Source organism: Salimicrobium flavidum (assembly GCF_900156645.1).
GTDB lineage: Bacteria > Bacillota > Bacilli > Bacillales > Halobacillaceae > Salimicrobium > Salimicrobium flavidum.
The window spans coordinates 57853-82192 of the sequence record NZ_FTOC01000009.1 but is presented as its reverse complement, the minus strand read 5'-3'; the positions used below and the strand labels follow the sequence as shown (position 1 = coordinate 82192).

Below are 24340 nucleotides of genomic sequence, written 5' to 3'. Positions count from 1 at the left end.
ATGCATCGGCAGGCGCTTTTTCTTTGGCTACCCATCAATAAACTCTGCTTCAGTCCTCCCACTTTCTCAATCATTGTTTGGAGTTTGATACTGGATTTTACAAGGAAACGATTTTCATATGTCATGGGGCGAAAACCTAGAAGGTTGGTAGGTGCAGAATATCTGTAGTAAACTGTTTATACAAGCAGAACTTCCTATCTATCAATGTTTTGGTTTGGTCACTTTAAACATTAGAGGAAGATTCTGCTTTTTTCAATGTCAAACACACTTGATTAGGGAGAGCCAATTTTTTTCGTTGATGGATTTCCAATTATTACTTATATGAGTCCTGCTCATCTGTTATCATTTTGGGTGTAGGCTGTGTGTGTTATAGAAACGCTAACGTTGTTTTAAAACGATGGAGGGCGCGACGTGTATGATGAAAAAAGATTATGTGAATCCCGTGTTAGCGATCATGGTGGCCATCGTCGGCGTGTATCTGATTGTGACGACGTATCCGAAGTGGAGCCTGCTGGGGATACTATTCCTTGTTGGGGGAGCATTCACGTTCATAATGGATACGCGAAGAAATCGGGAAAGGATATAAAAAAAGAGAGGGTGGGACGTCCCACTCTCTCTTTTTTTGCGTATGTTATTGGCTATACACCCCGGTGACCGTAGCATATGGGAATTTACCTGTCATCTTTACATAAATACCCTGGCCATTATTAGTGTTTGCAACGATTCTTAGCTGAAGTAGTACCCCACGGAAAGCGACGTGTTTTTCTTCCGTTATAATGAAAGGAACCGAAGACAGATAAAACCCCGAACAATTTTTGTTCGGGGTTTTATGAGCGAAATCAGCTTTTGGCCCAGGTTCTTTTGATTAACACTATATTAAACTTTAAGAGCTATTCTTTACATAAGGAAATTTTTTTAGCAGTACTGATCATACGCGTTGGTAAGATTTTCGACGATTTCTTCCACTTCATAATCCTCGATATGCTCGCGTGGAATGAAATGAAGGACCTGGCCGTCCTTAAGAACAGCCATGGAAGGGGAAGAAGGCTCGTATCCTTCCAAATAGTCCCGCATGCGTGCTGTAGCTTCTCTGTCCTGACCGGCGAACACGGTGATGAGATGTTCCGGACGATTCTCATGTTCGAGAGACTTGGTAGCGGCGGGGCGAGCCAGACCGGCTGCGCATCCGCATACGGAATTGATTACAACGAGGGAAGTACCCTTGACGGAAGTGATGAATTCATCCACCTCATCAGGTGTCACGAGTTCTGTGAATCCGGCTCCTGTCAGTTCATCTCTCATCGGTTGGGATATCTCTTTCATATAAGCTTCATAGGCGTTCATTCAAAAAACCTCCTTAATTATTATCTTTCGCTTTCGTTGCTTGAGTCATCTGGTACCATACGGATCCTTCCGCTTCCTTTCCACCTTCGATCCTCTCGAGTGCCATGCGGATTTGCAGGCGGACTTCGAATTCGGGATCGTCTTTTGCTTCACGGAGAGCGAGGAGGGCTGTTTCGTCACCGATTTCGTACAGATACATGGCAGCTCTCCAACGGACAATCTTGCTCGGGTCTTTGAGAGATTCAATCATATGAGGCATGGCTTCTGTGGAACCGATGTCAGAAATGCAGTCGCCGGCGGTTCGGCGCACGGTGACCGTCTTATCGTTCAGCGCCTCATAAAGATAAGGGAGAACCTCTTCTTGTTCGATCATCCCGAGATAAGCGGTGGCCAGTCTCCTGATCGACGCTTTTTTATCATGCAACGCCTTGTGGAGAACAGGTAAATCATCAAGGGAGGGGTCCATCTGATCGAGTGCCTGATAACGGACTTTCCAGTCGGGGTCATCGAGGATTTCCAGTGTGACCGGTTCCGCCTTCTGTTCCGTTTCGTTCTGAAAGGCGAGGTCGACGAGCTGTCGAAGCCTCTCTTCATCGTAACTCGCAGCGATTTCTTCTTTCAGTTGCTCTCCGATTTCTTCTATATCACCATAGCGCGGAGCTTCTTCCGCCCACTTCCGTTCCATAATCATGTTTTCGGAGGCTTCTGACGCTTTCATGGCAGCGTTTGTGAATCGCTCAGGTAAACCGATGCGTGTTTCTTCTTCTCCCTCGAGGAGCTTGATCTGCATCGGTATACTCCGGAACTTCTGGATGAATACCTGGACTTCCCCGAAATTCTCTTCCGGTTCCTGGTTCACTTCTTCGGTCTGAGTGGTTTCATCAGAGCCGAGGACGTCCCGCACTTCCGGGAGGATGTCCTCCCACGATACTTTAGGGTGACGTTCGAGAGCAAGGAAATCAAGCACATGATAGATACCTTTGACGCCATTTATATCGAAAAGCTTCCGGGTCCACGCAGGGAAAGAGGCTGGATCCCCGTCTTTTGTATAATTGTATGTTTCGCTGGCCGGCAGGCTTTCGTCTACATTGATTTTCATCGAATTGGGACTGGGTGTCGGTTCGATGGATACGATTCTCATACAGAACACCTCCATTATCTGTATCTTATCAAAGATTGAAGGTGACTTCTATTATTCGGGTTTTTTCCAAAATAAGTGAAACATTTTTTTCTGCCGCCCGTATTACAGAGAGTGGAAAGGAGTGAAATGGATGGAAAGTATAATGAAGCTTGAAAAGGTGAACAAAACGATAGGCTCCCATCACGTCATCAAGGATCTGAGTTTTGAAATATATCCGGGAGAGGTGTTCGGATTCCTCGGTCCGAACGGTGCCGGAAAAACGACGACGATACGTATGATGGTCGGTTTGATGAGTATGAACAGCGGCGATATCGTCATCGCCGGTCATAGTGTACATAAACAGAGGAATCAGGCTATGAAACGGATCGGTGCGATTGTGGAGAATCCGGAGATGTATCCGTTCATGAGCGGCTGGAAAAACCTTGTCCATTTCGCCCGGATGGGGGAGGACGTCTCCGAAGAGCGTATCAAAGAGGTTGTAAAGCTTGTGGGACTAGAGAACAGAATCAATGATAAGGTGCATAAATATTCTCTCGGGATGCGCCAACGTCTCGGGATTGCTCAGGCTTTATTGCATCGTCCTTCCGTGCTGATCCTCGATGAGCCGACGAACGGCCTGGATCCTTCCGGAATGAAAGAAATAAGAGCTTATATTCAAAGGCTGGCAAAAGTGGAAAACGTAGCGGTTATCGTATCGAGTCACATCCTTTCCGAAATGGAAATGATGTGCGACCGGTTCGGTGTGATCCATAACGGAGAACTGGTCGACATCCAATCGGTGAATGATGCGATAGCGGACGCAGACATGGAAGTGACGATCGAAGCGACGCCTCTGGCCGTGGCGGAGCGTATACTGAAAGAAGAAACGGACCACGTAATGACGAAAAATGATTGTTGCCAGGTGGTTCTGGAGAAAGAAAGGATTCCGGAAATCACAGTGAGGCTCGTGGAGAACAATGTAAATATTTACAGCATTTATACCCAGAGAAAAACGCTTGAGGATCAATTTTTGAAAGTGATTGGAGATGGTGTGATTGAGTAGTCTCATACGTAACGAATGGATGAAGCTGTTCGCTCAGCGGTCGACCTGGATCATGATTGTGCTGTTTGTCTGTCTGATCACGGGGTATGCATTGTTTATGACTACAGACTTCGCTCCTTCTGAAGAATACGGCGGGGACTGGAAGCAGCAATTACAGCAGGAAAATGAAGAAATGAGAAAAAATATGGAAGAGGCGCCGGCGACGGCGAATTTTTCGGGGGATCAGATCAGATTGAACGAATATCGCATCCAGAACAATATAGCTCCAGATAACTTCAGCGGGTGGAATTTCGTACAGGAGAATCGGTTGTTCGTTTCTATCATCAGTCTGTTCACGATCATCATCGCAGCGGGAAGCATAGCGAACGAGTTCCGCTGGGGATCGATCAAATTATTGTTGATAAGACCGGTGTCCCGAACGAAAATTCTTTTATCTAAATTCATAACGGTATTGTTATTCGCACTGATGATGCTCGTCGGTCTGTTTCTGCTTTCAATGGGCCTCGGGGCGTTGATGTTCGGTCTCGGAACGTGGACGGAACCACATGTGTTTCTTCAGGGCGGCGAAGTGAAAGAAATGACGATTCTTTCCTATTCATTGATGCAATATGGATTCTCATCGGTGAACCTGCTGATGATGGTGACATTTGCGTTTATGATTTCTGCAGTATTCAGAAATAGCGCACTTGCGATAGGTACTGCTATTTTTCTCATGATGAGCGGAAACTCCATTGTAGCCTTTTTTGCTGACAGAGCGTGGGCAAAGTATATTTTATTCGCTAATACGGATCTCAATCAGTTCGTGACAGGGACGCCATTGATCGAAGGCTTGACGATGCCTTTTTCGATTACGATGTTGTCGATCTATTTCCTTCTCTTTCTGGTAGCTTCCTGGCTCGTATTCACTAAACGTGATATTGCGAGTGCTTGATTAAGATGGAAGAAGCATCACCTATTTGAAATACCGAGCCCGGCCGCCAACTCAGACAACGGCCGGGTTTTTATATTTTTGGCTCTGTTAAAGCCGGTTGTTGATTTCAAAGCGGAGGAGGGAGACGCCCGCGGCAAGCTTCTACCCGTAGAGATGAAAATCGACATTGACCGATAACAGAGCTATATTTTTAGTGCTCAAAGAAGAGAGCAATCGTCTTCAACAAGTGATAGCGGTTATAATGGAAGACAGCTTTTTTTAGCTCGGTGAGAGAAAAGAAACATTCGATGTTGGTTCAATTTTTACGTCGCACAAGAAGAAAATGCTTCTATGACAAGGGATGTTAAATTGAGGAAAAATAAGGGGAGAAATCTCTTAAAATTTATAAAATTTTTTTCTTTACATAGGGGTAGTGTAGGGATTATATTAGGTAAGCAACAGGCGATCCGATTCCACTCTTGTCTGTGGTGGGAAAGGGACCTGTAATAAATAGAATAAGGGGGGAAGCCCTATGACACTGCTGTACACAAAAGCCCGTGAACTTTTTGAAGAAGATTTCAAAAAGACTCCAGCTTCTAAAGAAAATGCAAAACCAACTTCGGGTGTGAAGCAGACACGGAGCGGTAAATTGTTCCGTAAGCCAAGCAAGCGTAAGTAATGGTGATGCAGTAGTGTATTAAATGCTATGAGAAAAAACAAGCAGTTCTATTTAGGACTCTTAATTAATGAATGTCACTGAATCAGCGTCCGTGAAAGAGCAACATATGCTCAGGACGCTGATTTTTTGTATGCAAAATCAGAAACAAGGACTGGAAAATAAGATCTTTTGTTTATGCAAAGGGTTTAGAGGATATATGAAAAAGAATTATAGAGGGGAGTGAGCTTTTTGTTATTTTCGGAAAAAGCTTTTGAAAGAGAACATATAGTTGTAACCGGTGCATCGAGAGGAATCGGCAGAGAAGCGGCTTTGCAGTTAGTATCGAGTGGGGCTTTCGTGACACTGACAGGCAGAAACCGGAAGAAACTTGAAGAGGTGGAGGGGGAGTGTCAGAGCAGGCAAGGGGAGGTGCAAGTTGTCATCGCTGATCTCAATGATGAAAAAGATAGACGCAAGCTCGTGAAGAGTGTGGAGGAGTTTGCTCCTGTAACCGGGCTCGTCAATTCAGCCGGAATACTTAACAGTGGGGAGGCCGATCAGATATCGGAAGAAGAACTGCGTTCAGTCATGGAAGTGAATTATTTTTCCACGGCTTTCCTGACACAAAGTTTGTATGAAGAGATGAAAAAGCGGAAAAGAGGAGCGGTCGTCAACGTTACTTCACTTTCCGGACTTAGAGGGACGGATGGAAATCTCGCTTACTGTGCATCCAAATTCGCACTTACCGGGTTCACTCAGTCCTTCGCCCATGAAGCGATACGTTCGAATATCCGTGTGAATGCTGTGGCACCGGGATTTGTAGACACCGAGATGGGACGCCAGGCTGTTGAGGCTAAGGCCGGAAGAGAAGGAAGAACTTTTGAAGAGCAGTGGGAGCTTGCGAAAGCGGGTAATCCTTCCGGCCGGATCACCACCTCCTCGGAAGTCGCAAGCGCTATCCTTTTTCTCTTGTCGGAGGCCTCCGGAAATATTGTAGGAGAGTCGATGAAAATATCCGGAGGAAGTGTGATGAGATAGTTTGTTTCCCCTCTTCTGAGGGAAAGATAGACGTAGCTGTAATTTAATTATGAAGGAGGATGACACAGATGGGACGTCTATTAAAAAGAATCTTCAAATATGGACCGTTAGTTTACCCTTTGGTACGCAAATTTATGAAGGGCAGACGTCGTTAGATGATAATGGTACTGAAATAAGCGTGAAACAACGCTCATTTCAGGTAGTATATGAATTCATAAGTATTAGCTTCATATTTTCGAATAGGCTTTATTTAGGGATTCTTTTTGCTATACTTATAAATAAGAGACGGGTGAAAAAGGGGGTGCCGTGATGGAGGAATGGGATAGAGGTCGCATGGTCCGTTTTTTCGGAGGACGCAGTCTTTTGTACATATTAGGCGTTCTTTTGATCATAGGGTTGAATATCGTTGTATATTCCAATGTGTCTTTTATATTCGATCCGTTATTCGTATTTATAGAAACGGTCGCTTTACCGATTATCCTGGCTTCTGTCGTCTATTATCTACTTCGCCCGGTAATTGTATTACTCGAGAGAATAGGTATTAAGCGTATTTGGGGTATCTTGATTACTACGATAATCGTAGCTGGGCTGATTACACTGCTCGTATTTCTGGTCATTCCATTTTTTGAACAGCAGTTCATGAATATGATTGAAGAATTGCCGATATATTTGATGCAAATGGCAGAAGGGTTGGATCAGTGGCTGAAAAACTCGATCTTTTCCGCCTATTATAACGACCTTTTCGAAAACTTCTCAGGAGCGCTCAATGATCTCCCCCAGGATCTGAGTTCGTATATCGGGGACGCGCTCTCGGGTATTACAAGTCTAATATCTACGGTCACCACTATAGTGATTGCGATTGTTACTTTGCCGTTCATCCTGTTCTATCTATTGAAGGATGATCATAAGCTTCCCGGCGCTATTTTACGTATTTTTCCGCCTCGTACCCGTCCTGAGTTGAGTGAGATGTTCAAAGATATCGACCACCAGCTCGGAGCTTACATTCAAGGACAGGTCATCGTCAGTTTTTGTATCGGAGCGATGCTCTACATCGGTTTTCTTATCATAGGGATCGATTTTCCCATCGTTCTTGCCGGTATTGCCAGTGTGACCAGCGTCGTCCCTTATCTCGGACCGACGATAGCGATCATCCCTGCCCTTATCATATCTCTCGTCACTTCTCCGTTCATGTTTTTGAAACTTATCCTGGTATGGACGGTTGTGCAGTTGCTGGAAGGGAAATTCATTTCTCCGCAGATTATGGGAAAACGACTTCACGTCCATCCTGTGACCATCATTTTTGTGTTACTGACAGCGGGTCATCTATTCGGAGTTATCGGAATCATTCTGGCTATCCCGGGCTACGCTATATTGAAAGTGGTTGTGTCCCATCTTTTCCACTGGTTCCAGCGTCGCTATAACAAATTTGCAAAAGAATCGGATCAATACGATATTTGACTTGAACAGGGTTAAAAAATAAGGAAGTAGAAAAGGGAATATAGCTTAAAAATGAAACGTTTCGACTTGCTGTCCGTATGAAAATATAGAGAGGTTATGGTTATACTTTTGTAGATGAGGTGAAGCAGAACAATGAAAAAGCTTGATGAATTGATTCATGATTTGCGTAACATCGGTGTAGAAGTGGAAAAAGTTTATAAACTCTCAGAGGGAAAATAAGGCGCTCATTACGAGCGCCTTTCTTGTACATTTAAAATCCTTTTACGGCCGGTTTTTAATGAAGGCTACCCTGAGTATTTATTTTCAGGGTAGCCTTAATGAAAGTTGATAGAGGAGGAAGCATCATGCTTAATAAATGGATATTTACTGAAAGGCAGACACGTCTGGTGGAGAAGGCGGCTAGAATTAACGAGACGGCTGCGTTGCATGCGGGAAAAGCAGATGAAGAAGCTTCATTTTCGGATGAAGTACTGAAGAAGATCAAGGAAGAGAAATATCCTTCCCTACCTTTATTTCCAGAATTCGGAGGGGAAGAACTTTCTTTATACGAATTTTTACTGATGCAGGAAGAGATCGCAAAAGGGGACGGGGCTGTGGCGCTCTCCATCGGCTGGCACGTGGGTGTGATGATGGAACTGAAGGATGAGCGCCCGTGGGAAGAAGCGACGCTCCGCCATATTATGGATGAAGTTGGCAGGAAGCAGAAAGTGTTGAACCGCCTTGCGTCGGAGCCGGCGACAGGGAGCCCTACACGCGGAGGGATGCCGGAAACGATAGCCAGACGAAAAGGTGATGGCTATATCATCAACGGCAGGAAAACATTCGCATCCCTCGCTGATCATCTCGACTATTATATCGTTTCTACTTATGTAGAAGATCTGGATACGGTGGGGTGGTTCCTTGTTGAGAAAGATACACCTGGAGTTTCTGTTGAAAAGACGTGGGATACTCTCGGGATGAGAGGAACGGAAAGTGATGATCTACTCATGAAAGATGTTGAAGTCGATAGTTCTTCTCTTGTCGAAACGAAAACGTCTAAGCCCGCAGGACCGAAGGGTTGGCTGTTGCACATCCCCGCCTGTTATCTCGGTATCGCTGTGGCGGCCCGTAATGAGGCGGTTCAATTCGCAAAAAACTTTCAGCCGAACAGTCTGGACACACCGATCAGTGAAGTCCCTCATATTCAGGATAAAATCGGTACGATGGAATGGAAGCTATTGCAGGCTCACAGTTTTCTGTATAACACGGCGAGAAAATGGGATGAATACCCGGAGCGAAGAGACGAATGGCAGGAAGAACTTGGAGCAGTGAAGCTGGCAGTTACCAATACAGCGCAGGAAGTGGTGGATCTTGCGATGCGTATCAGTGGCGGGCGTGGGCTGTCCAGGCAACAGCCGTTTGAAAAATACTACCGTGATGTTCGGGCCGGCCTGCATAACCCTCCGATGGATGATGCTGTGATAACTATGCTGGCCAAAAAGGTTTAACCTTCGGCCAGCTTATCAGCAAATGCTTTGGCATAAGGTGATAAATCCGGTGGGCGACGGGAAGAGACGAGGTGATTGTCTGTGACGACAGCTTCATCGACCCATTCAGCTCCGGCATTTTTCATGTCATCCTTGATGCCCGGTGTACTTGTCACCTTGCGACCTTTCAAAATATCAGCGGAGATAAGAACCCACCCGGCATGACAAATTTGTCCGATCGGTTTTTGGTTCGCTTCCATATGACGGACGATGTCGAGCACTGCTTCGTATCGGCGCAGCTTGTCGGGGGACCAGCCTCCGGGCACGAGCACTCCGTCGTAGTCGGCAGGACTGATATCTTCAAAACTTACATCGGAAGTCACCGGCACGCCGTATTTTCCGCTGTACGTATGATTTTTTTCTTTTCCCGCAATGTGCACGGTCGCACCTTCTTCTTGCAGACGGAGAACCGGGTACCATAGTTCGAGATCTTCGAAGTCATCGCTTACAAAAGCGATCACTTTTTTATCACTCAGGCGCATATAAGCTATACCTCCTTTTTATCCAGTGTATCATAGGTTCGTCGCCACGGAGAATCTTTTGTCACCACGAGGACCCACCATATAAGAAGCGGCTGGAAGAGAGGACGGATCCAGAGAGCGGTAAGGCTCGTTTCCTCTGTCCACGGCGCAGGAATCTGCATGATGGCAGCGTAGATGTTGGCAGGCAAAACGGCAACCAGGAAGACAGCTGTGGCGATTCCGGCCGCTTTCCGCGTATGTGGAAAAATGAGCAGCAGGGAGAGGAGCCACTCCGTAATACCAGTTATATAAACAAGCTCGTAGCGGAACGGAAGAAATTCAGGAATCATTGCTGCAAACCCACTGTCGTAAATGAAATGGAGGATGCCTGCAAAAAACAGGGCCCCCGCGAATAAATATAATCCGATCGTTTTCAATATCATGGTTCAGGACCTTCTTTCGTTAGAGGATTGTAATGTCACTATTCACTTATTTCAGGTATAATTAAGCATAGATAGACTAATATTTTTGTAAGGGGAATGTAAATGATGAAATCTCTGAAGAGTTGGTTGATCCCGGGTATCGTTCTTGTTTTCGTTCTTTCCATGGCAACGGCTGTGCAGGCATCGAACTCGAACAGTATTGATGAGAAGCTCGGATTGCCCATTGTCGTCTATGGTGATGCTTTATCTGATACGCAAAAATCAGATGTCAGTGAACTGCTTGAAGTAAGTCAGCATAATGAAATAGATGAGTTTACGGTTACAGGACAGGATATCGCCAATTACATCGGAGGCAATCCTAATTCTAACATGTATTCTTCCGTGAAGATCCTCCATCAGGATAGTGGTGGTTTGAATGTAGATATCGTAAGCCCTGATAATATTACGGAAGTGACGAAGGAAATGTATGAGAATGCACTGATTACGGCTGGTGTGGAAAATGCGGAAGTGTCCGTAGCTTCTTCCGTTGCGGTGAGCGGGCATTCGGCACTTACCGGTATCTACAAAGCCTATGATGCCAAAGGTGCCACCCTGGATAGAGACAGGATGCAGGTGGCGAGTGAAGAATTGGACGTAGCCACTTCTATCGGTGAAGAAGAAGGGGTGAGCCAGGATGAAGTGAGCAGTCTGCTTACGGAAATCAAAAAGGCGATCGCTGAGCAAAACCCGGTAAGTCGCGAAGAGGTGGAGCAGATCGTCCAGGAGCAGCTGGACTCGCTACAGATTGAACTTAGCCCTGAGGATAGGGAGAGACTCGTCAATCTATTCGATCAGATGAGGAATCTGAACATCAATTTTGACGAAGTCCAGAATCAGCTGGATGAACTAGCGAGCGGTTTTCAGGATCTGATCAATGATGAAGGGTTCTGGAATAATGTACGTACAACGATTCAGGACTTTTTCCGTTCCTTACGTACCTTCATCGATTCCGTTTTGAATTAATAGAGTAAAAGAGAAGCGCTCCACAGGCGCTTCTCTTTTTAATTTTGGACTATTTTTGTATCTTCGATGATCTGCTCATACGGAACGTCTTTGTCGCCGCTGTAATATTGTTTTACTGTACCTTCTTCATCTACAAGGAAGAACTGTGTACCGTGCATCACCTGCTCTTCTCCCTCGGGCTTGTCGACTATAATATGAAAGCTCTCTTCGGCGAATGTTTCGATCGTTTCCTGATCGTAGCCGGTGAGAAAGTTCCAGTTGGAAAAATCTGCACCTTGTTTTTCAGCGAATGTTTTTAATGTTGCGGGATTATCGACCCCGGGATCGACGCTGAAGGATACGAATTCCACGTCGATGCCTTCTTCCTTCATCTTACTCTGGAGCTGTGCCATGTTTCTCGTCATAGGTGGGCAGACGGTGTTACAGGAAGTGAATACGAAATCCGCGATCCACACCTTTCCTTCCATCTCCTCCATGCTCCATGATTCCTCGTCCTGGGTAGTTGCTTCAAAGCTTCCTGTTTCCCAGTTGACAGGGTCTTCTAGTTCCTGCTGGCCGCAGGCGGCAAGAAACAGTGTGAAAAATATACCGATCATTAACTTTTTCAAGTAGGGTAGACTCCTTTCCGTGTCATTTCTTTACTCAGTGTACCTGTTGCAACCCGTCATCTCAATGAACAAAATAAGAATTTTTACCGCCTTGCCGAACTTTCCGCATTAAAGGTGATCGCATCCGTCAGGTTCTGAAGGGTGAACGTGACAGGCATATGCTCGGCGAGATTGAACTGATTGCCGTGAATAATCAATTTATCTTCGGATGAACTGAAAAACGTGTCGCGTGTCGCATATTCCGGAACTCCTTCTATTTCCACACCCTGGGGGCGTGAGGCCGCATATTCGTTTTCTCCCTGGAGCGGAAGATACGGGTGAGGAGACAGATGGGAGCGCTCGCTATTTTCAGGGTTTGTCGTGAGTTCCCAGGTCAGATTCCTCGGGTATTCATACGTTTTCTTCGTAAGTGTTATCTCCGTTCCGTTGTATGTTCCGAGAGATTTCTCCAGGTCTATGGTGCTCGTTTGGTTGTTGGTGGAGACGTGTTCGTCAAAATCACGTGTATCCACTTCAAAGCTTACCTGTTCTTCCGACTTTACGTACAGCTCGTTCATAGTGAAGTTTATGGAAGAAGCGTCTTCGAGAGGGACGCCTCTCGTCATATATACGTGTTTCTCGTCGGTTTTAGAAAGTCTTAGGAAAGAAGGATTCATTTCTTGCCTGGTGTCAAGGGTGGCATCGATTCTGTTGGACAAGGGTCGAGAAGACTCGATATGCATGTATAGACGTGAACCCCTGAGATCGTTTTCTACACGAAGCGGTTTATATCGAACCTCTCCCTTTTCAAGATACCCCGCTTCCTTGAAAGTGTATGTTTGGGTGTTGTAGGCTTCCGGATTATAGGAGAGAAACAGGGGAGTGTCATTTGTCTTCCATGTACCGTCCCCGAGATGTAAATGAAAAGAAGCCAGAACGGTTTGTTCAAATCGTTCAACGCTATCCATACGCGTGTGGGTAAGCCCGTCAGGAGTCTCGATATTCCTTTCTTCCGATATTGCAGAAACAGAAGTGTATGTATAAATCTCACCGTCATAAAGTGCTACGGGTCCCGCTTGATTGTAAGCATAAAGTTCCTGATCTCTCATGTCTCCTTCGAGATCTTCCACAAATCCGTTTTCTATCAGTCTAGGTGTTTGGGGTTGTTCCAGATCCACAGCTTCGATGTCCAACTTGTACAAGATATGTATCTGTTCTTTGTTGTACCACGTTTCCAGAATCGTCATGTTTCCTTCCCGTTCCTCGGAAAAATCGACTTCCTGGTTATGTTCCACTGTAAGATTCTGTTCGCGCGCTTTTTGCAGAAACGGAATTTCCTCTTCGTAAAAGGAAGTGATCGCTTGTTCGTTTTCGACATTTTCCCATTGAGGTGGAAGGTCTTCAGGTGGCGGGGAGGAGGGTGCTTCGGTGTCTTCGTGGGTGAGGGTCGGCTCCTGATCCTTAAGTATAAATTGCGAGGCGATGAGAAAAAGAACGATAGCCACTCCGAATAGGAGAAGTTGTTTCTTCGACATAGAAAATCCACCTTATTATTTAAAGTCAAAAGGAATATTTGGTGAAAAGCTTGAGGAATAAATAATCAATCCGATAATTATAGTAACATGTCTAAGAGAGAAAAAGTAGGTGGAAAATTTGGACAGTATGGCTAGGGAACTGTTGGAACAACTCGTAGTACCAACCTGGTTCTACGACAGGGAAAGTGACGTTATATATGTGAATCCTCCTTACCGGGAACATAGTTCACTGAAGGCGGAAGTGTACACCCTTGATGAATTTTTGATGGAGATTCCATATAAGTATCGTGAACAATTCCTGATGCTCCGAGACAAGGAGGAGCCATCCTTTTCTCTTAAATATCACTTTATGGATGCGGAGAATAAAACGTTTGAAGATATCGCTTCTCTGATTTCCGATGCCCAGGGGGAGGCGGTCGGATACGCGGGACACTCGCTCACGTTTCTGGACGCTATTACAGAAGCGGACAAACTGAAACAGGCAATCATTGAAATCGGAGAGGCATTCCGGGAAAACGGCGGGCAGTCCTTCTATGATTTCTCCGTCCGCTACCTTGCAAAATTACTGGAAGCAGATGGGGTGTTGATTGGAACAATCACCGGTGAAGAGCAACGCTACGTCGATACGGTGGCAATGGTCCACAAAGGGGAGATCGTTCCTAATATCAGTTACAGCCTGACAGGGACTCCTTGTGCTGAAGCAGCGGATACAGGGGAATGTTTTGTGCCGTCGGATGCAAAAGAAAAATATCCGGACGACCAGACATTGCACTCTATGAACGTTGAAAGTTATTTTGGAAGCCCTCTTTATAATTCGAATAGTGAAGTGATCGGTATCCTTGCAGTGATGTCTGAGGAGAAGAAAACAGAAGGGGAAATGGAACGGGCCATCTTTCGTGTGTTCGCAGACAGAATTTCCACTGAATTGACGAAAAGAAATGCGGAGCTTGAGCTTCAGGCAGTTTCCAGATATGACCCATTGACCGGACTGGTAAAGCGCGAATATTTCGGGGAACTTTTGGATCTTGAGATGGAGCGTCACCATGATCAGGTTATACTGATGGTGATGGATATCGATAATTTCAAAATGGTGAACGATTCCTGGGGGCACGACGTGGGTGACGAACTGTTGAGGAAGCTCGCGAGGCACCTGCTTGAGGAGTTCTCTGAGCTAGATAGCGTCATTTCACGTATGAGTAGTGATGAATTTGCTATGATGATCCGCGGGGAATACAGCGAAGGAGAAATCGTGCGTCGTGCGGAACAATTGATCGATTCCATGAGGTACCCTTTCGTTATCGGAGGGAATGAGTACTTCGGAACACTCAGTGTCGGGATCGCATTCTCCGGAGGGGGGGAGGCGGCCAAAAATCTGATTTCTCACGCAGATGCAGCCTTGAATAAAGCGAAATACAAAGGTAAGAACCGGTACGAAATTTACCATCGCCACCTGGGGATAGCTGTAAAGGAAGAACTTCAGATTAAACAGGCGCTTTACTATGCGCTTGAAAACGAAGAGTTTGTACTTTTTTATCAGCCTCAAGTGTGCGAGAACGATTCGACAGTGATCGGGTATGAAGCGCTTTTGAGGTGGAGTCATCCTGAATACGGACTTCTTACTCCTGATAAATTCATTGAGATAGCGGAAAACAGCGGGTTTATCATTCCGATGGGGGAATGGGTACTGAAAGAATCCTGTCGACAATTGAAAGAATGGCAGGAATTTTATGGTCGACATGAATTGAAAGTATCTGTTAATTTATCCGCTCAGCAATTCAAGGACAGATATCTGGATGACAAAATACTGATGGCTGTCGAGGAAGCGGGATTAACCCCTAAGCATCTGGTGATAGAAATTACAGAGTCTATGGTGCTTGAGGATTTCAAAGGAAGTGTCAAAGTTCTGGATTCGTTACGAAAGCGTGGTGTTGAAGTTCACCTGGATGATTTCGGGACGGGGTACTCCTCTCTCAATTACTTGAGCAAACTCCCGGTAGATACGATTAAAATTGATAAATCATTTGTATGGAATATAGGGAAGACAGAACAGGACGGAGCTATTGTACGGGCGATTATTGCGATGGCCGAGAATCTCGGGATGAAGGTTATTGCTGAAGGAGTGGAGTCGAAGGAGCAGCTTGAGTATTTGAAACAGACCGGGTGTCACTTGTATCAGGGCTTTTATTATAGTAAGCCTGCTCCTCCTGTGGGTGTGGTCGTTTATTGAAGCGAGGGGTAGTCTTCTAAACGGAAGTTTCCGCTTTTCTTTGTCCAGCTGCCTCATTCAGAAGCTCGTAATATAAGCGCCCACCCCTGTTTCGGGAAAGGGCGCCCGAAGCCAGGTGCGTCCACTTATCTTAGAGCTTCTAAACGAATGATTCCGCTTTTCTTTACACCCGCTGTTTGAGTAGATATACTGATACGAAACGATAAGCGGAGGAGATTCAATCATGAAGCAATCATCATTTTTCACAAAAGTTGTACACCATAAAGCGGACCAGAGTGCTGCTCTGAATAGTAAAGCTACTCCGATATATCAGACTTCGGCTTTTACATTCAAAGACCTCGACGACCTGGAGAAATATTATGAGGGGGAGACCTCTTACCTTTACTCCAGAGAACGGAACCCGAATCCTGAAGAATTAGCGGAAGGGGTCGCTTTGCTTGAGGAAGGAGAGGCTGGAGTTGCTGCTGCTTCCGGAATGGCTGCGATTTTTGCGGGGATTCTTTCTGTGGTGAAGCCGGGGGATCACATTGTAGCTGCGGAAGATGTATATGGAGGGACGCACAATCTGCTCGCTCATGAACTTCCTGCTCTCGGAATCGAAGTGACGCTCACGTCTTTCCATGACCTCGAAAGCGTCAAGGGAGAAATCCGGACGAATACGAAGCTTCTATACTCAGAATCAGTGACGAACCCTTTTCTTCGTGTGGAAGATTTGAATGGTCTGAAGGAAGTGGCCGAAAAAAATGAATTGAAAGTTATGATCGATAATACATTTGCTACGCCGTATCTTTTGCGTCCATTACATAATGGAGCGGACCTCGTCGTCCACAGTGCGACGAAGTATCTCGGAGGCCACAGTGATGCAACGGCTGGAGTTCTTGTCGGGGAACACTCCCTCGTAGAGAAAGCTCGTAAAAAAATCGTTTCTCTCGGTTCCAATTTGAGCCCCTTCGAAGCGTGGTTGACTTACCGCGGAACGAAGACACTTGGAATCCGGATGGACAAACAATCGAAGAACGCCAAAGCGCTTGCTGAAGCGATGCAGAAACATGCTGATGTCCAGAAGGTCTATTACCCGAAAGGTGTTTCCTCTGAGGGTAACGGGGCGATTGTGACTGTGGCGTTGAATGAGTCGGTGGATATGAACACCTTTTACCGGGCGCTCGGATGGATTAAAATCGTTCCGAGTCTTGCGGGAGTCGAAACGACTGTATCTGTGCCATCCCGTACTTCTCATCGTACACTCACTTCAGAAGATAAAGAACGGTTCGGAATCGATGATCACGTCGTTCGGATCTCTGTGGGAATCGAAAGCTCTGAAGATATCATCGCTCAGCTTGAACAGGCGATTGAAGCTTCTAAATAGGGAATATTCAAAAAATTATTGACTTAGCGACCGATTGTCATATATAATTTCATTCAAACCACTAATTGAATAGCAACTCTTATCAAGAGCGGCTGAGGGACTAGGCCCTGCGAAGCCCGGCAACCTTCAAACATCAGTTTGAAAAGGTGCCAATTCCTACAGATCCAGGAGGTCTGAGAGATAAGGGGAGGACCTATATACGTTTACCCGTAAACCTCTTCTTATCGAAGAGGTTTTTTTGATTGGCTCTTCTTCTCTCAGAACCTCCTGACACATACACATTAGGAGGAATTATTTATGTCTCAACAATTCGAAGGTTACGATCTGGATACAATAGCTCTCCACGGCGGACAATCTCCCGACCCGACAACAGGATCAAGAGCTGTACCGATTTACCAGACGACATCTTACGTTTTTCACGATACCGATCATGCACAAAGCTTGTTCGCACTGGATGAGCCCGGAAACATCTATTCAAGAATCGGGAACCCGACGGTCGACGTTTTCGAAAAACGTATGGCTCTTCTCGAGGACGGGGTAGCTTCTGTAGCCACAGCATCCGGCATGGCCGCTATCTCCTATTCGATTTTGAACGTGGCTGGAGCAGGAGACGAAGTAGTCGCGGCCAGCAATCTGTACGGCGGTACGTATAATTTATTCGCTAACACTTTGCCGCGTTACGGCATCAATGTAAAATTCGTCGATCCTGAGGATCCGGAAAATTTCAAAAAGGCGATCACTGAAAAAACAAAAGCGGTGTTTGCTGAAACGATCGGGAATCCGAGTCTCCACGTACTGGATATCGAGAAAGTGGCGGAAGTAGCACATGGTAATGGCGTCCCACTTATCATCGATAATACATTTGCCACCCCGGCTCAGTGTAAACCGATTCAGTGGGGTGCTGATATTGTTGTCCATTCCGCGACGAAATGGATCGGCGGGCACGGAACAGCGATTGGCGGGGTAGCTGTCGATGGAGGACGTTTCGACTGGACGAACGGGAAGTTCCCTGGGTTCACTGAACCTGACGACAGCTATAACGGCATTGTCTATGCAAAAGATTTCGGGACTCTAGCTTTCGCTACGAAATTCCGTGTCCAGTTACTGCGTGACTTCGGGGCATGTCTCAGTCCGCAGAATGCGTTTCTTCTGACTCAAGGGTTGGAGACATTGTCTCTGCGCGTGGAGCGTCATGCGGATAATTCTCTGGAGGTAGCCGAATATCTTCAAGGACACCCGGATGTAGAGTGGGTATCTTATCCGGGGCTCCCGGACCACCCGGCCCATGAACTTGCCAATAAGTATTTAGAAGGTGGATACGGCGCTATCGTGAACTTCGGTATCAAAGGCGGTAGAGAAGCGGGCAGCAGTCTGATCAATAATATTTCCCTGTGGTCTCACGTAGCGAACGTGGGAGACGCCAAGTCTCTGATTATCCACCCGGCTTCCACCACACACCAGCAACTGTCTGCGGAGGACTTGTCTTCGAGCGGTGTAACCGAAGAGTTGATCCGTCTGTCCGTAGGTCTGGAATCAGTGAAAGATCTGATCAACGATCTCGATCGCGCGATTGAAAAAGCGACGGGGAATGAAGCGGCTGCCAAAACACTGACGGAAAACGACGAAGGGGTTATCAGCTGGGCCTTGAAATCAGCAGAAATAACCGAGGACGGGGAGAAACGTACGAAGCGTCTGGCAGTCGTAGGTTTAAGCGGAAAACCTTCGCGTCCGAGTCATCGTCTGGCGAGGAAAATGCAGCGTCTCGGTTATCAGATTGTACCGGTCAACCCGGGAGAAAACGAGGTTCTCGGAGAGACAGCCTACCCTGATTTGAAATCCATACCGTTCAAGGTGGAGGTCGTTCAAGTGTTCCGAAGCCCGCAGGCGGCTATCGGTATCGCTGAAGAAGCAGGCGAGGTGAAACCGGATGTGTTCTGGCTCCAGGAAGGAGTCATTGCTCCGGAAGCAGCGAGAATCGCCAATGAAGCAGGGCTCGAAGTAGTTCACAACCGTTGCACTTATAAGGAAGCTCAACGTTTGAGAGGAACGATTGATACGTACGCTTGTGAAATTTAAATGAAGATTTTTATATCAGAAGGCGGCATCAAGCCGTCTTCTGAAAATTATAGGATAAGAAAAAGGAGCTGGGCATATGAATATTAAAAATTTAATATTGACTATAACGATAATTTTACTAGGGATTTTAGTGGCTGGTTGTTCTTCAGATGCGGATGGTGCTTCAGGGACGCCGGAAAAAATCACGCTTGATTATGCTTATTATTCCCCGACGAGTCTGGTATTGAAGGAAAAAGGCTTCGTGGAAGAAGTTTTCGGTGAAGAGGTGGAAGTAGAGTACGTACTAAGCCAGGGCAGCAACAAAGCACTTGAATTTCTGAACTCCTCGAGTGTGGATTTCAGTTCTTCAGCCGGAGCGGCAGCATTGATGTCCAAAGCGAACGGAGCACCGGTTGAAACAGTCTACCTGTACTCTAAGCCGGAGTGGACCGCGCTCGTATCCGGCAAGGATTCAGGAATAGATTCAGTGGAAGACCTGAGAGGCAAAAAAGTGGCTGCGACTCTCGGAACGGATCCATACATATTCCTAGAACGCGCCCTGAAAAAACACGACATGTCCACAGACGATATTGAGCTGGTAAACCTGCAACATCCGGACGGAGCATCTGCTCTCAGTAACGGTGATGTGGATGCCTGGGCAGGACTTGATCCTCATATGGCTCGAGAGGAGCTTGAATCCGGTGCGAACCTTTTCTACCGTGATGCTGACCTTAATACCTACGGAACGTTGAACACACGTACCGAGTTTGCAGAAAATAATCCAGATGTCGTGAAGAAAGTCATTGAAGCCTATGAAAAAGCCCGTCAATTCGCTATTGATAATCCTGAAGAAACAGCAGAGATTCTTGCTGCAGAAGCAGAGTTGGATCTGGAAGTGGCGAAACAGAGTCTAGAACGGAACGACTTCAGCAATGCTGTGCCGAACCAGGACGTGATCGACACGATTACCGCTGCCGGAGACGTTCTTCAGGATGTGGAAGTGATTGATCAGGAAGCTGATATTGACGCTTTGACAGAAGAAATGATTAATCCGTCCTTTGCGGAAGAAGTGATCGAATAAAAGAATCGACAGGGAGGAGACAGTATGACGATACGAACGAATACCGCAACGTTGCCGGCATCAAAAAAAAAGAAAAGCAAAAAGAAATCGCTCCCTTTTACGGACTGGTGGGCGGGGCTTTTACTTCCGGTAGTGCTTATAATTATTTGGGAAACAGCTTCCCGTAACGGTTGGGTCGCCTCTCATTTACTTCCCGCTCCGACGGTTGTCGTAGAAGAAATGGTAACGATGGGACGGGAAGGGGAATTATGGGGACATATAGGTATCACTCTCTATCGAGTGCTTGCCGGATTTGTTATCGGTACAGCGGCAGCGGCTATTCTCGGTGTTCTGACCGGAAGCAGTAAATGGATGGAGAAACTTCTCGATCCTACGCTTCAGGCTCTGAGGGCCATCCCCTCCCTGGCGTGGGTTCCCTTGTTTATCCTTTGGATCGGAATCGGGGAAGCCTCCAAAATCACCCTGGTAGCAGTCGGAGTTTTCTTCCCTGTCTATCTGAACCTTACTTCAGGAATTCAAGGAGTAGACAGAAAACTGATTGAAGTAGGGAGAATGTACGGTTTCTCTACGTGGAAGCAGGTGAGGAAAATCGTCTTTCCGGCAGCGGCTCCTTCCTTTCTCACAGGTATCAGAAGCGGGCTCAGTCTGGGATGGATGTTCGTCGTAGCGGCCGAGCTGCTCGGGACGAGTCAGGGACTTGGCTATTTGATGGTCTTCGGTCAGAATACATCTTCCCCGGAACTTGTGATAGGAAGTATATTGTTGTTCGCCGTATTCGGGAAAGCGACAGATGAAATATTGAAGCGAATAGAAAGAAAATCACTCCAATGGCAGGATCGCCTGGATAATTCAGTGTAAGGAGGGAGCTTATGCTCGCAGTGGAAAAAGTATCACGCTGGTTCGACGAAAAGAAAGCGGGGTTTCAGCATGTGAATCTCCAACTTACAAAAGGGGAAGTCATCGGAGTGCTGGGAACGAGTGGTTGTGGGAAAAGCACATTTCTGCGTGTTCTCTCCGGGCTTGATGAGGGGTATGAGGGACGGATCCATTCAAAGAAAAAGAACCCTTCCATTGGAATGATGTTTCAGGAACCACGCTTAATGCCGTGGCTTACAGTATTTGAGAATGTCCTGTTCGGAGATGATGGTTCCAAAAAGAAAGAGGCATCTGAACTGATCGATATTGTCGGTCTCGGCGGCTTTGAAAACCATTTTCCGAAAGACCTCTCCGGAGGTATGGCTCAACGTGTGGCAATAGCCAGGTCTCTGCTTCATAATCCGGATCTGCTGATGCTGGATGAGCCTTTCAGCGCGCTCGATGCTTTCACGAAGCTGCAGTTACAGGAGCTGCTTTTATCGATATGGGAGACGAAGCCCTCCACGAGTATTCTGGTTACGCATGATATAGATGAGGCCTTGTATTTGTGTGACCGCATTCTTATCATGCGTGGCCAGCCGGGAGAAGTGGAATCGGAGCTGGTGGTCGATAAACCGAAACCGCGCCACCGCGGAGACCGGGATCTTGCAGACATGAAAGAAGAAATATTGAAAGAACTTGATTTTACGAATGATTAGGAGGTGAAACCATGTCTATTTTGCCACCCTTACACGGGACATATAATGTAGAAAAGGAATGGCATGAAGGAGAACCGTTTCGCTGGGAGCGGGTCCATCCGGAGTTCACCTGGTATGAAACGGGCAAAGTGAACATGACGTATGAATGTGTAGATAGACATGTAAATGATGGGAAAGGAGAGAAAACGGCTCTCTGGTATATCAGTGACGCCAAGGAAGAAACGTGGACGTATAGAGAGCTTCAGAGCGAAGTGAACGCCTGGGCGAACGTACTCAGGAAGCGCGGAGTGCAAAAAGGGGACTTCGTTTTCATCTTTCTCCCGAAACATCCGTATTGCCACATTGCCATGCTTGCGGCGGTGAAAATCGGAGCAGCGGTGGGGCCGTTGTTCGAGGCCTTCATGGAAGAAGCGGTGAAAGACCGGATATATGACTGTGACGGGGAATATCTGATTACATCGGAAGAATTCCTGGAACGGGTGCCGGAGAAAGAATTGCCTAGTCTGAAGACGGTGTTTGTCACAGATAAGCATGTAGATGGATACATATCAATCACCTCAGAAGCGGAAGAAGAAAGCACAGAAAGCGAAACGGAATGGGTCGACCTGGATGATGGAGTGAATATCCACTACACGAGTGGTTCTACTGGAAAACCGAAGGGAATCATCCACGCCCACCGTGTCATGATCCAGCAATACCAGACCGGGAGATGGGTGCTGGATTTGAAAGAGACGGACGTCTATTGGTGCACGGCCCATCCTGGCTGGGTGACGGGAACGGTCTACGGGGTGTTCGCTCCTCTTTTGAACGGTGTCACCACAGTCATTCATGGAGGACGTTTCTCTGCAGAAGCGTGGTACGAAGTGATGGAAAAAGCAAAAGTTTCGGTATGGTACAGTGCACCGACGGCTTTTCGTATGTTGAAGGCCGCGGGAGAGAATACTCGTAAACGTTACGACCTCTCCTCACTCCGTCACATTTTGAGTGTCGGTGAGCCGCTGAACCCGGAAGTGATCCACTGGGCGTTTGAAGTGTTCGGTCTTCGTATCCATGATACATGGTGGATGACAGAAACCGGAGCGCAGCTTATTGCCAATTTACCTACCCGGGACATCAAACCAGGGTCCATGGGCCGGCCGATTCCGGGAGTGCAGGCGGCGGTCCTGGATGAAGAAGGGAAGGAAGTGGCAACGGGAGAGCTTGGACACCTGGCGATCCGTGCTGACTGGCCGGCTCTGATGAAAGAAGTTTGGAAAAACGAAGAAAAATACCGCTCCTATTTTCCATACGGAAAGGAATGGTATTTAGCCGGAGACCTGGCGACGATGGATGAGGACGGGTATATATTCTTTCAGGGGAGGAGTGATGATATGATCAACTCTTCGGGAGAAAGGATCGGACCGTTCGAAGTGGAAAGTAAACTGCTCGAGCATGGAGCGGTTCAGGAAGCGGGTGTCGTCGGAAAACCGGATGAGATCCGCGGAGAAATCGTGAAAGCGTTCATCACACTGAACAATACGTATGAAGAGAGTGCCTATCTGTTGGAAGAGTTGCGATCGTTTGTAAAACGGGGGCTTGCTGCTCATGCAGCTCCCAGAGAAATCGAGGTCCTAGATGAGCTACCGAAGACTCAGATAAGCGGGAAGATTTTAAGAAGGAAACTGAAAGAACGTGATAGCACCCCTGGGTGAAAAGAAGCATATGGTTTGCGAAGGAGAATTTAGGGGAAAGCAATAACTGAAGTCCAGTCTATAAATGGGGTGAGGTCATGCTTTATTCGATCACGTTTCAGAAGATAGTCATATTCGCTTCGATCGGTCTTATAATCGGATCTTTAATCGGTTTCTCGGGAGTACTCGGGTTCGGCCTTGATGGATCCATATTTATTATTTCTGTACTGCTAACTATGGTGGTTGTGTTTGCTGCAGCGATGTTTGCAGAATTATATCATATTCGGGAAGCGATCAATCGTTCCCGGAATCGTTAAGCGAGCCGGATGTCGGCTCGTTTTTCTTATGATTCCGGACTATGATCTCGAGTCAGTCCCGTCTGATTGTTCGGGCTTATGTTCTAAAATAGAAGCCATGGACTGAGAATCAGGAGCAGAAAATAAAAAAAGATAATGGCAGAAAAGATAATATAACTGGTTCTGGTCAATTTTTTGAAAATGATATAGTAGGTAGCTAGTATAGTCAGAATGATACCTAGTGAGTAGAGCAATGTCATGGGCGGACGTCCTCCTTTCCTCTGACTATACGTACGAGAAGTTATCGTTGCAAAGGAAAGGTTTGTGGTTTTCGGCTTTAGGGAAAGGGGTAGAAAACCGGTACAAGTCAGGAGCGTGACGTATGATTGAAATGCTGTTTGGTATAATTTCACTTCTTTGGGCAGTGGAATTCATCTTTTTTTCATCACCCGCTTCTGAAAAAACAGAAAAAGTATCATTCCGGTATGTTTTTGTGGCAATGCTTGTATCTGTCATTTTTATTCTGGCTATTGACCCCTGGACGGTGACGTCACCTGCTGTAAGGTGGGCTGGGATTATTTTTTATGGTGCGGGTGTGGGTTTGCGTCTATGGGGCATCATCCACCTTAAAGAACAGTTCACCAGGAATGTGAGCGTTCGTGAAGGAGATCGTCTCGTTAGTACAGGCCCCTATCGGGTTTTGCGTCATCCTTTGTACACCGGTCTTTTAAGCATTGTTACCGGTTTCGCCCTCAGCAACGGAAGCCTTGTCGGAGTTGTGACCGGAGGGCTTGCAGTCGGAGGAAGTCTTTTATACAGGATTCACCTGGAAGAATCGATGCTCATTTCGCTTCATGGGAAAAAATATGTACGGTGGTGCAGCAAAAGATATCGTCTTATTCCTTTTATCTATTAAACGGAGGTGT

Annotated in this window: 23 protein-coding genes and 1 riboswitch; of the genes, 17 read left to right on the top strand and 6 right to left on the bottom strand. The window is 46.6% G+C overall.

The window, feature by feature from the left end; genetic code table 11:
* The first annotated feature begins 415 nt into the window (after nt 1-415).
* Nucleotides 416-586: a hypothetical protein gene (locus BW944_RS15080; protein ID WP_159438256.1), complete on the top strand. Its 171-nt coding sequence runs from the start codon at nt 416-418 to the stop codon at nt 584-586.
* Nucleotides 587-915: 329 nt separating this feature from the next.
* On the opposite strand, the gene BW944_RS12080 is transcribed toward BW944_RS15080, so the two are convergent.
* Nucleotides 916-1344 carry a BrxA/BrxB family bacilliredoxin gene (locus BW944_RS12080; RefSeq protein ID WP_076560027.1) on the bottom strand — a complete coding sequence of 143 codons (429 nt, stop codon included), beginning with the start codon at nt 1342-1344 and terminating at the stop codon, nt 916-918.
* 13 nt (nt 1345-1357) lie between these two features.
* Nucleotides 1358-2485 (bottom strand): conserved virulence factor C family protein, encoded by a 1128-nt coding sequence (locus tag BW944_RS12075; RefSeq protein ID WP_076560025.1) that lies wholly within the window; start codon nt 2483-2485, stop codon nt 1358-1360.
* Nucleotides 2486-2615: 130 nt separating this feature from the next.
* On the opposite strand from BW944_RS12075, the gene BW944_RS12070 reads away from it, so the two are divergent.
* The 6 genes from BW944_RS12070 to BW944_RS12045 all read left to right on the top strand — a co-directional run bounded on the left by BW944_RS12070 (nt 2616) and on the right by BW944_RS12045 (nt 9078).
* Nucleotides 2616-3527, top strand: a complete 912-nt coding sequence (locus tag BW944_RS12070; protein WP_076560022.1) for an ABC transporter ATP-binding protein — start codon at nt 2616-2618, stop codon at nt 3525-3527.
* Nucleotides 3520-4458, top strand: a complete 939-nt coding sequence (locus BW944_RS12065; RefSeq protein ID WP_076560021.1) for an ABC transporter permease — start codon at nt 3520-3522, stop codon at nt 4456-4458. Before BW944_RS12070 ends, BW944_RS12065 begins: the two co-directional genes overlap by 8 nt.
* Before the next feature lie 511 nt (nt 4459-4969).
* Complete coding sequence (locus BW944_RS15160; protein WP_200806520.1) at nt 4970-5116, top strand: hypothetical protein; 147 nt, start codon at nt 4970-4972, stop codon at nt 5114-5116.
* Between the two features lie 228 nt (nt 5117-5344).
* A complete protein-coding gene (locus BW944_RS12060) occupies nt 5345-6133 on the top strand; it encodes an SDR family NAD(P)-dependent oxidoreductase (RefSeq protein WP_076560020.1) in 789 nt (262 codons plus the stop codon).
* A gap of 309 nt (nt 6134-6442) precedes the next feature.
* The gene (locus tag BW944_RS12050) at nt 6443-7591 is read left to right on the top strand and encodes an AI-2E family transporter (protein WP_076560017.1); all 1149 of its coding nucleotides are present in this window, start codon (nt 6443-6445) and stop codon (nt 7589-7591) included.
* Between the two features lie 344 nt (nt 7592-7935).
* Nucleotides 7936-9078, top strand: coding sequence for an acyl-CoA dehydrogenase family protein (locus BW944_RS12045; RefSeq protein ID WP_076560016.1), 1143 nt, complete (start codon nt 7936-7938; stop codon nt 9076-9078).
* Here BW944_RS12045 and BW944_RS12040 read toward each other — a convergent pair.
* Together BW944_RS12040 and BW944_RS12035 are read right to left on the bottom strand one after the other, a co-directional pair.
* Nucleotides 9075-9599 carry a type 1 glutamine amidotransferase domain-containing protein gene (locus tag BW944_RS12040; protein WP_076560015.1) on the bottom strand — a complete coding sequence of 175 codons (525 nt, stop codon included), beginning with the start codon at nt 9597-9599 and terminating at the stop codon, nt 9075-9077. The genes BW944_RS12045 and BW944_RS12040 overlap by 4 nt on opposite strands.
* 5 nt (nt 9600-9604) lie before the next feature.
* The gene (locus tag BW944_RS12035; protein ID WP_076560013.1) at nt 9605-10021 is read right to left on the bottom strand and encodes a DoxX family protein; all 417 of its coding nucleotides are present in this window, start codon (nt 10019-10021) and stop codon (nt 9605-9607) included.
* Between the two features lie 105 nt (nt 10022-10126).
* Between BW944_RS12035 and BW944_RS12030 the strand changes: the two genes are divergently transcribed.
* Entirely contained in the window at nt 10127-11023 is an 897-nt protein-coding gene (locus BW944_RS12030) for a DUF1002 domain-containing protein (protein WP_084193740.1), read from the top strand.
* A gap of 38 nt (nt 11024-11061) precedes the next feature.
* On the opposite strand, the gene BW944_RS12025 is transcribed toward BW944_RS12030, so the two are convergent.
* Together BW944_RS12025 and BW944_RS12020 are read right to left on the bottom strand one after the other, a co-directional pair.
* Nucleotides 11062-11631, bottom strand: coding sequence for an SCO family protein (locus tag BW944_RS12025; protein WP_327291228.1), 570 nt, complete (start codon nt 11629-11631; stop codon nt 11062-11064).
* Nucleotides 11632-11714: 83 nt separating this feature from the next.
* Entirely contained in the window at nt 11715-13145 is a 1431-nt protein-coding gene (locus BW944_RS12020) for a hypothetical protein (protein ID WP_076560009.1), read from the bottom strand.
* 127 nt (nt 13146-13272) lie between these two features.
* Here BW944_RS12020 and BW944_RS12015 point away from each other — a divergent pair, with 127 nt between their 5' ends.
* From BW944_RS12015 to BW944_RS11975, 9 genes are all read left to right on the top strand, one after another.
* Nucleotides 13273-15372, top strand: a complete 2100-nt coding sequence (locus BW944_RS12015; protein WP_076560007.1) for a bifunctional diguanylate cyclase/phosphodiesterase — start codon at nt 13273-13275, stop codon at nt 15370-15372.
* Nucleotides 15373-15595: 223 nt separating this feature from the next.
* Nucleotides 15596-16738 (top strand): trans-sulfuration enzyme family protein, encoded by a 1143-nt coding sequence (locus BW944_RS12010; protein ID WP_076560005.1) that lies wholly within the window; start codon nt 15596-15598, stop codon nt 16736-16738.
* A gap of 76 nt (nt 16739-16814) precedes the next feature.
* Nucleotides 16815-16925, top strand: a riboswitch (SAM riboswitch).
* A gap of 110 nt (nt 16926-17035) precedes the next feature.
* A complete protein-coding gene (locus BW944_RS12005) occupies nt 17036-18814 on the top strand; it encodes a PLP-dependent aspartate aminotransferase family protein (RefSeq protein WP_076560003.1) in 1779 nt (592 codons plus the stop codon).
* Nucleotides 18815-18890: 76 nt separating this feature from the next.
* Nucleotides 18891-19874 carry an aliphatic sulfonate ABC transporter substrate-binding protein gene (locus tag BW944_RS12000; RefSeq protein ID WP_084193735.1) on the top strand — a complete coding sequence of 328 codons (984 nt, stop codon included), beginning with the start codon at nt 18891-18893 and terminating at the stop codon, nt 19872-19874.
* 24 nt (nt 19875-19898) lie between these two features.
* On the top strand, nt 19899-20732 hold the full coding sequence (locus BW944_RS11995) for an ABC transporter permease (protein WP_084193734.1): 834 nt from the start codon (nt 19899-19901) through the stop codon (nt 20730-20732).
* A gap of 11 nt (nt 20733-20743) precedes the next feature.
* On the top strand, nt 20744-21448 hold the full coding sequence (locus tag BW944_RS11990; protein WP_076560001.1) for an ABC transporter ATP-binding protein: 705 nt from the start codon (nt 20744-20746) through the stop codon (nt 21446-21448).
* A gap of 11 nt (nt 21449-21459) precedes the next feature.
* On the top strand, nt 21460-23139 hold the full coding sequence (gene acsA, locus BW944_RS11985; RefSeq protein WP_076559999.1) for an acetate--CoA ligase: 1680 nt from the start codon (nt 21460-21462) through the stop codon (nt 23137-23139).
* Between the two features lie 77 nt (nt 23140-23216).
* A complete protein-coding gene (locus BW944_RS11980; protein WP_076559997.1) occupies nt 23217-23435 on the top strand; it encodes a hypothetical protein in 219 nt (72 codons plus the stop codon).
* A 361-nt stretch (nt 23436-23796) separates the two neighbouring features.
* Nucleotides 23797-24330: a methyltransferase family protein gene (locus tag BW944_RS11975; protein WP_076559995.1), complete on the top strand. Its 534-nt coding sequence runs from the start codon at nt 23797-23799 to the stop codon at nt 24328-24330.
* The last annotated feature ends 10 nt before the right edge of the window (nt 24331-24340 follow it).

Coding starts and splice junctions, on each gene's coding strand:
- BW944_RS12030 (WP_084193740.1), top strand. CDS start 10,127: ATGAAATCTCTGAAGAGTTGGTTGATCCCGGGTATCGTTCTTGTTTTC.
- BW944_RS12045 (WP_076560016.1), top strand. CDS start 7,936: ATGCTTAATAAATGGATATTTACTGAAAGGCAGACACGTCTGGTGGAG.
- BW944_RS11975 (WP_076559995.1), top strand. CDS start 23,797: ATGATTGAAATGCTGTTTGGTATAATTTCACTTCTTTGGGCAGTGGAA.
- BW944_RS12035 (WP_076560013.1), bottom strand. CDS start 10,021: ATGATATTGAAAACGATCGGATTATATTTATTCGCGGGGGCCCTGTTT.
- BW944_RS12075 (WP_076560025.1), bottom strand. CDS start 2,485: ATGAGAATCGTATCCATCGAACCGACACCCAGTCCCAATTCGATGAAA.
- BW944_RS12020 (WP_076560009.1), bottom strand. CDS start 13,145: ATGTCGAAGAAACAACTTCTCCTATTCGGAGTGGCTATCGTTCTTTTT.
- BW944_RS12015 (WP_076560007.1), top strand. CDS start 13,273: ATGGCTAGGGAACTGTTGGAACAACTCGTAGTACCAACCTGGTTCTAC.
- BW944_RS15080 (WP_159438256.1), top strand. CDS start 416: ATGATGAAAAAAGATTATGTGAATCCCGTGTTAGCGATCATGGTGGCC.
- BW944_RS12070 (WP_076560022.1), top strand. CDS start 2,616: ATGGAAAGTATAATGAAGCTTGAAAAGGTGAACAAAACGATAGGCTCC.
- BW944_RS12005 (WP_076560003.1), top strand. CDS start 17,036: ATGTCTCAACAATTCGAAGGTTACGATCTGGATACAATAGCTCTCCAC.
- acsA (WP_076559999.1), top strand. CDS start 21,460: ATGTCTATTTTGCCACCCTTACACGGGACATATAATGTAGAAAAGGAA.
- BW944_RS12010 (WP_076560005.1), top strand. CDS start 15,596: ATGAAGCAATCATCATTTTTCACAAAAGTTGTACACCATAAAGCGGAC.
- BW944_RS12040 (WP_076560015.1), bottom strand. CDS start 9,599: ATGCGCCTGAGTGATAAAAAAGTGATCGCTTTTGTAAGCGATGACTTC.
- BW944_RS15160 (WP_200806520.1), top strand. CDS start 4,970: ATGACACTGCTGTACACAAAAGCCCGTGAACTTTTTGAAGAAGATTTC.
- BW944_RS12000 (WP_084193735.1), top strand. CDS start 18,891: ATGAATATTAAAAATTTAATATTGACTATAACGATAATTTTACTAGGG.
- BW944_RS12080 (WP_076560027.1), bottom strand. CDS start 1,344: ATGAACGCCTATGAAGCTTATATGAAAGAGATATCCCAACCGATGAGA.
- BW944_RS11990 (WP_076560001.1), top strand. CDS start 20,744: ATGCTCGCAGTGGAAAAAGTATCACGCTGGTTCGACGAAAAGAAAGCG.
- BW944_RS11980 (WP_076559997.1), top strand. CDS start 23,217: ATGCTTTATTCGATCACGTTTCAGAAGATAGTCATATTCGCTTCGATC.
- BW944_RS11995 (WP_084193734.1), top strand. CDS start 19,899: ATGACGATACGAACGAATACCGCAACGTTGCCGGCATCAAAAAAAAAG.
- BW944_RS12050 (WP_076560017.1), top strand. CDS start 6,443: ATGGAGGAATGGGATAGAGGTCGCATGGTCCGTTTTTTCGGAGGACGC.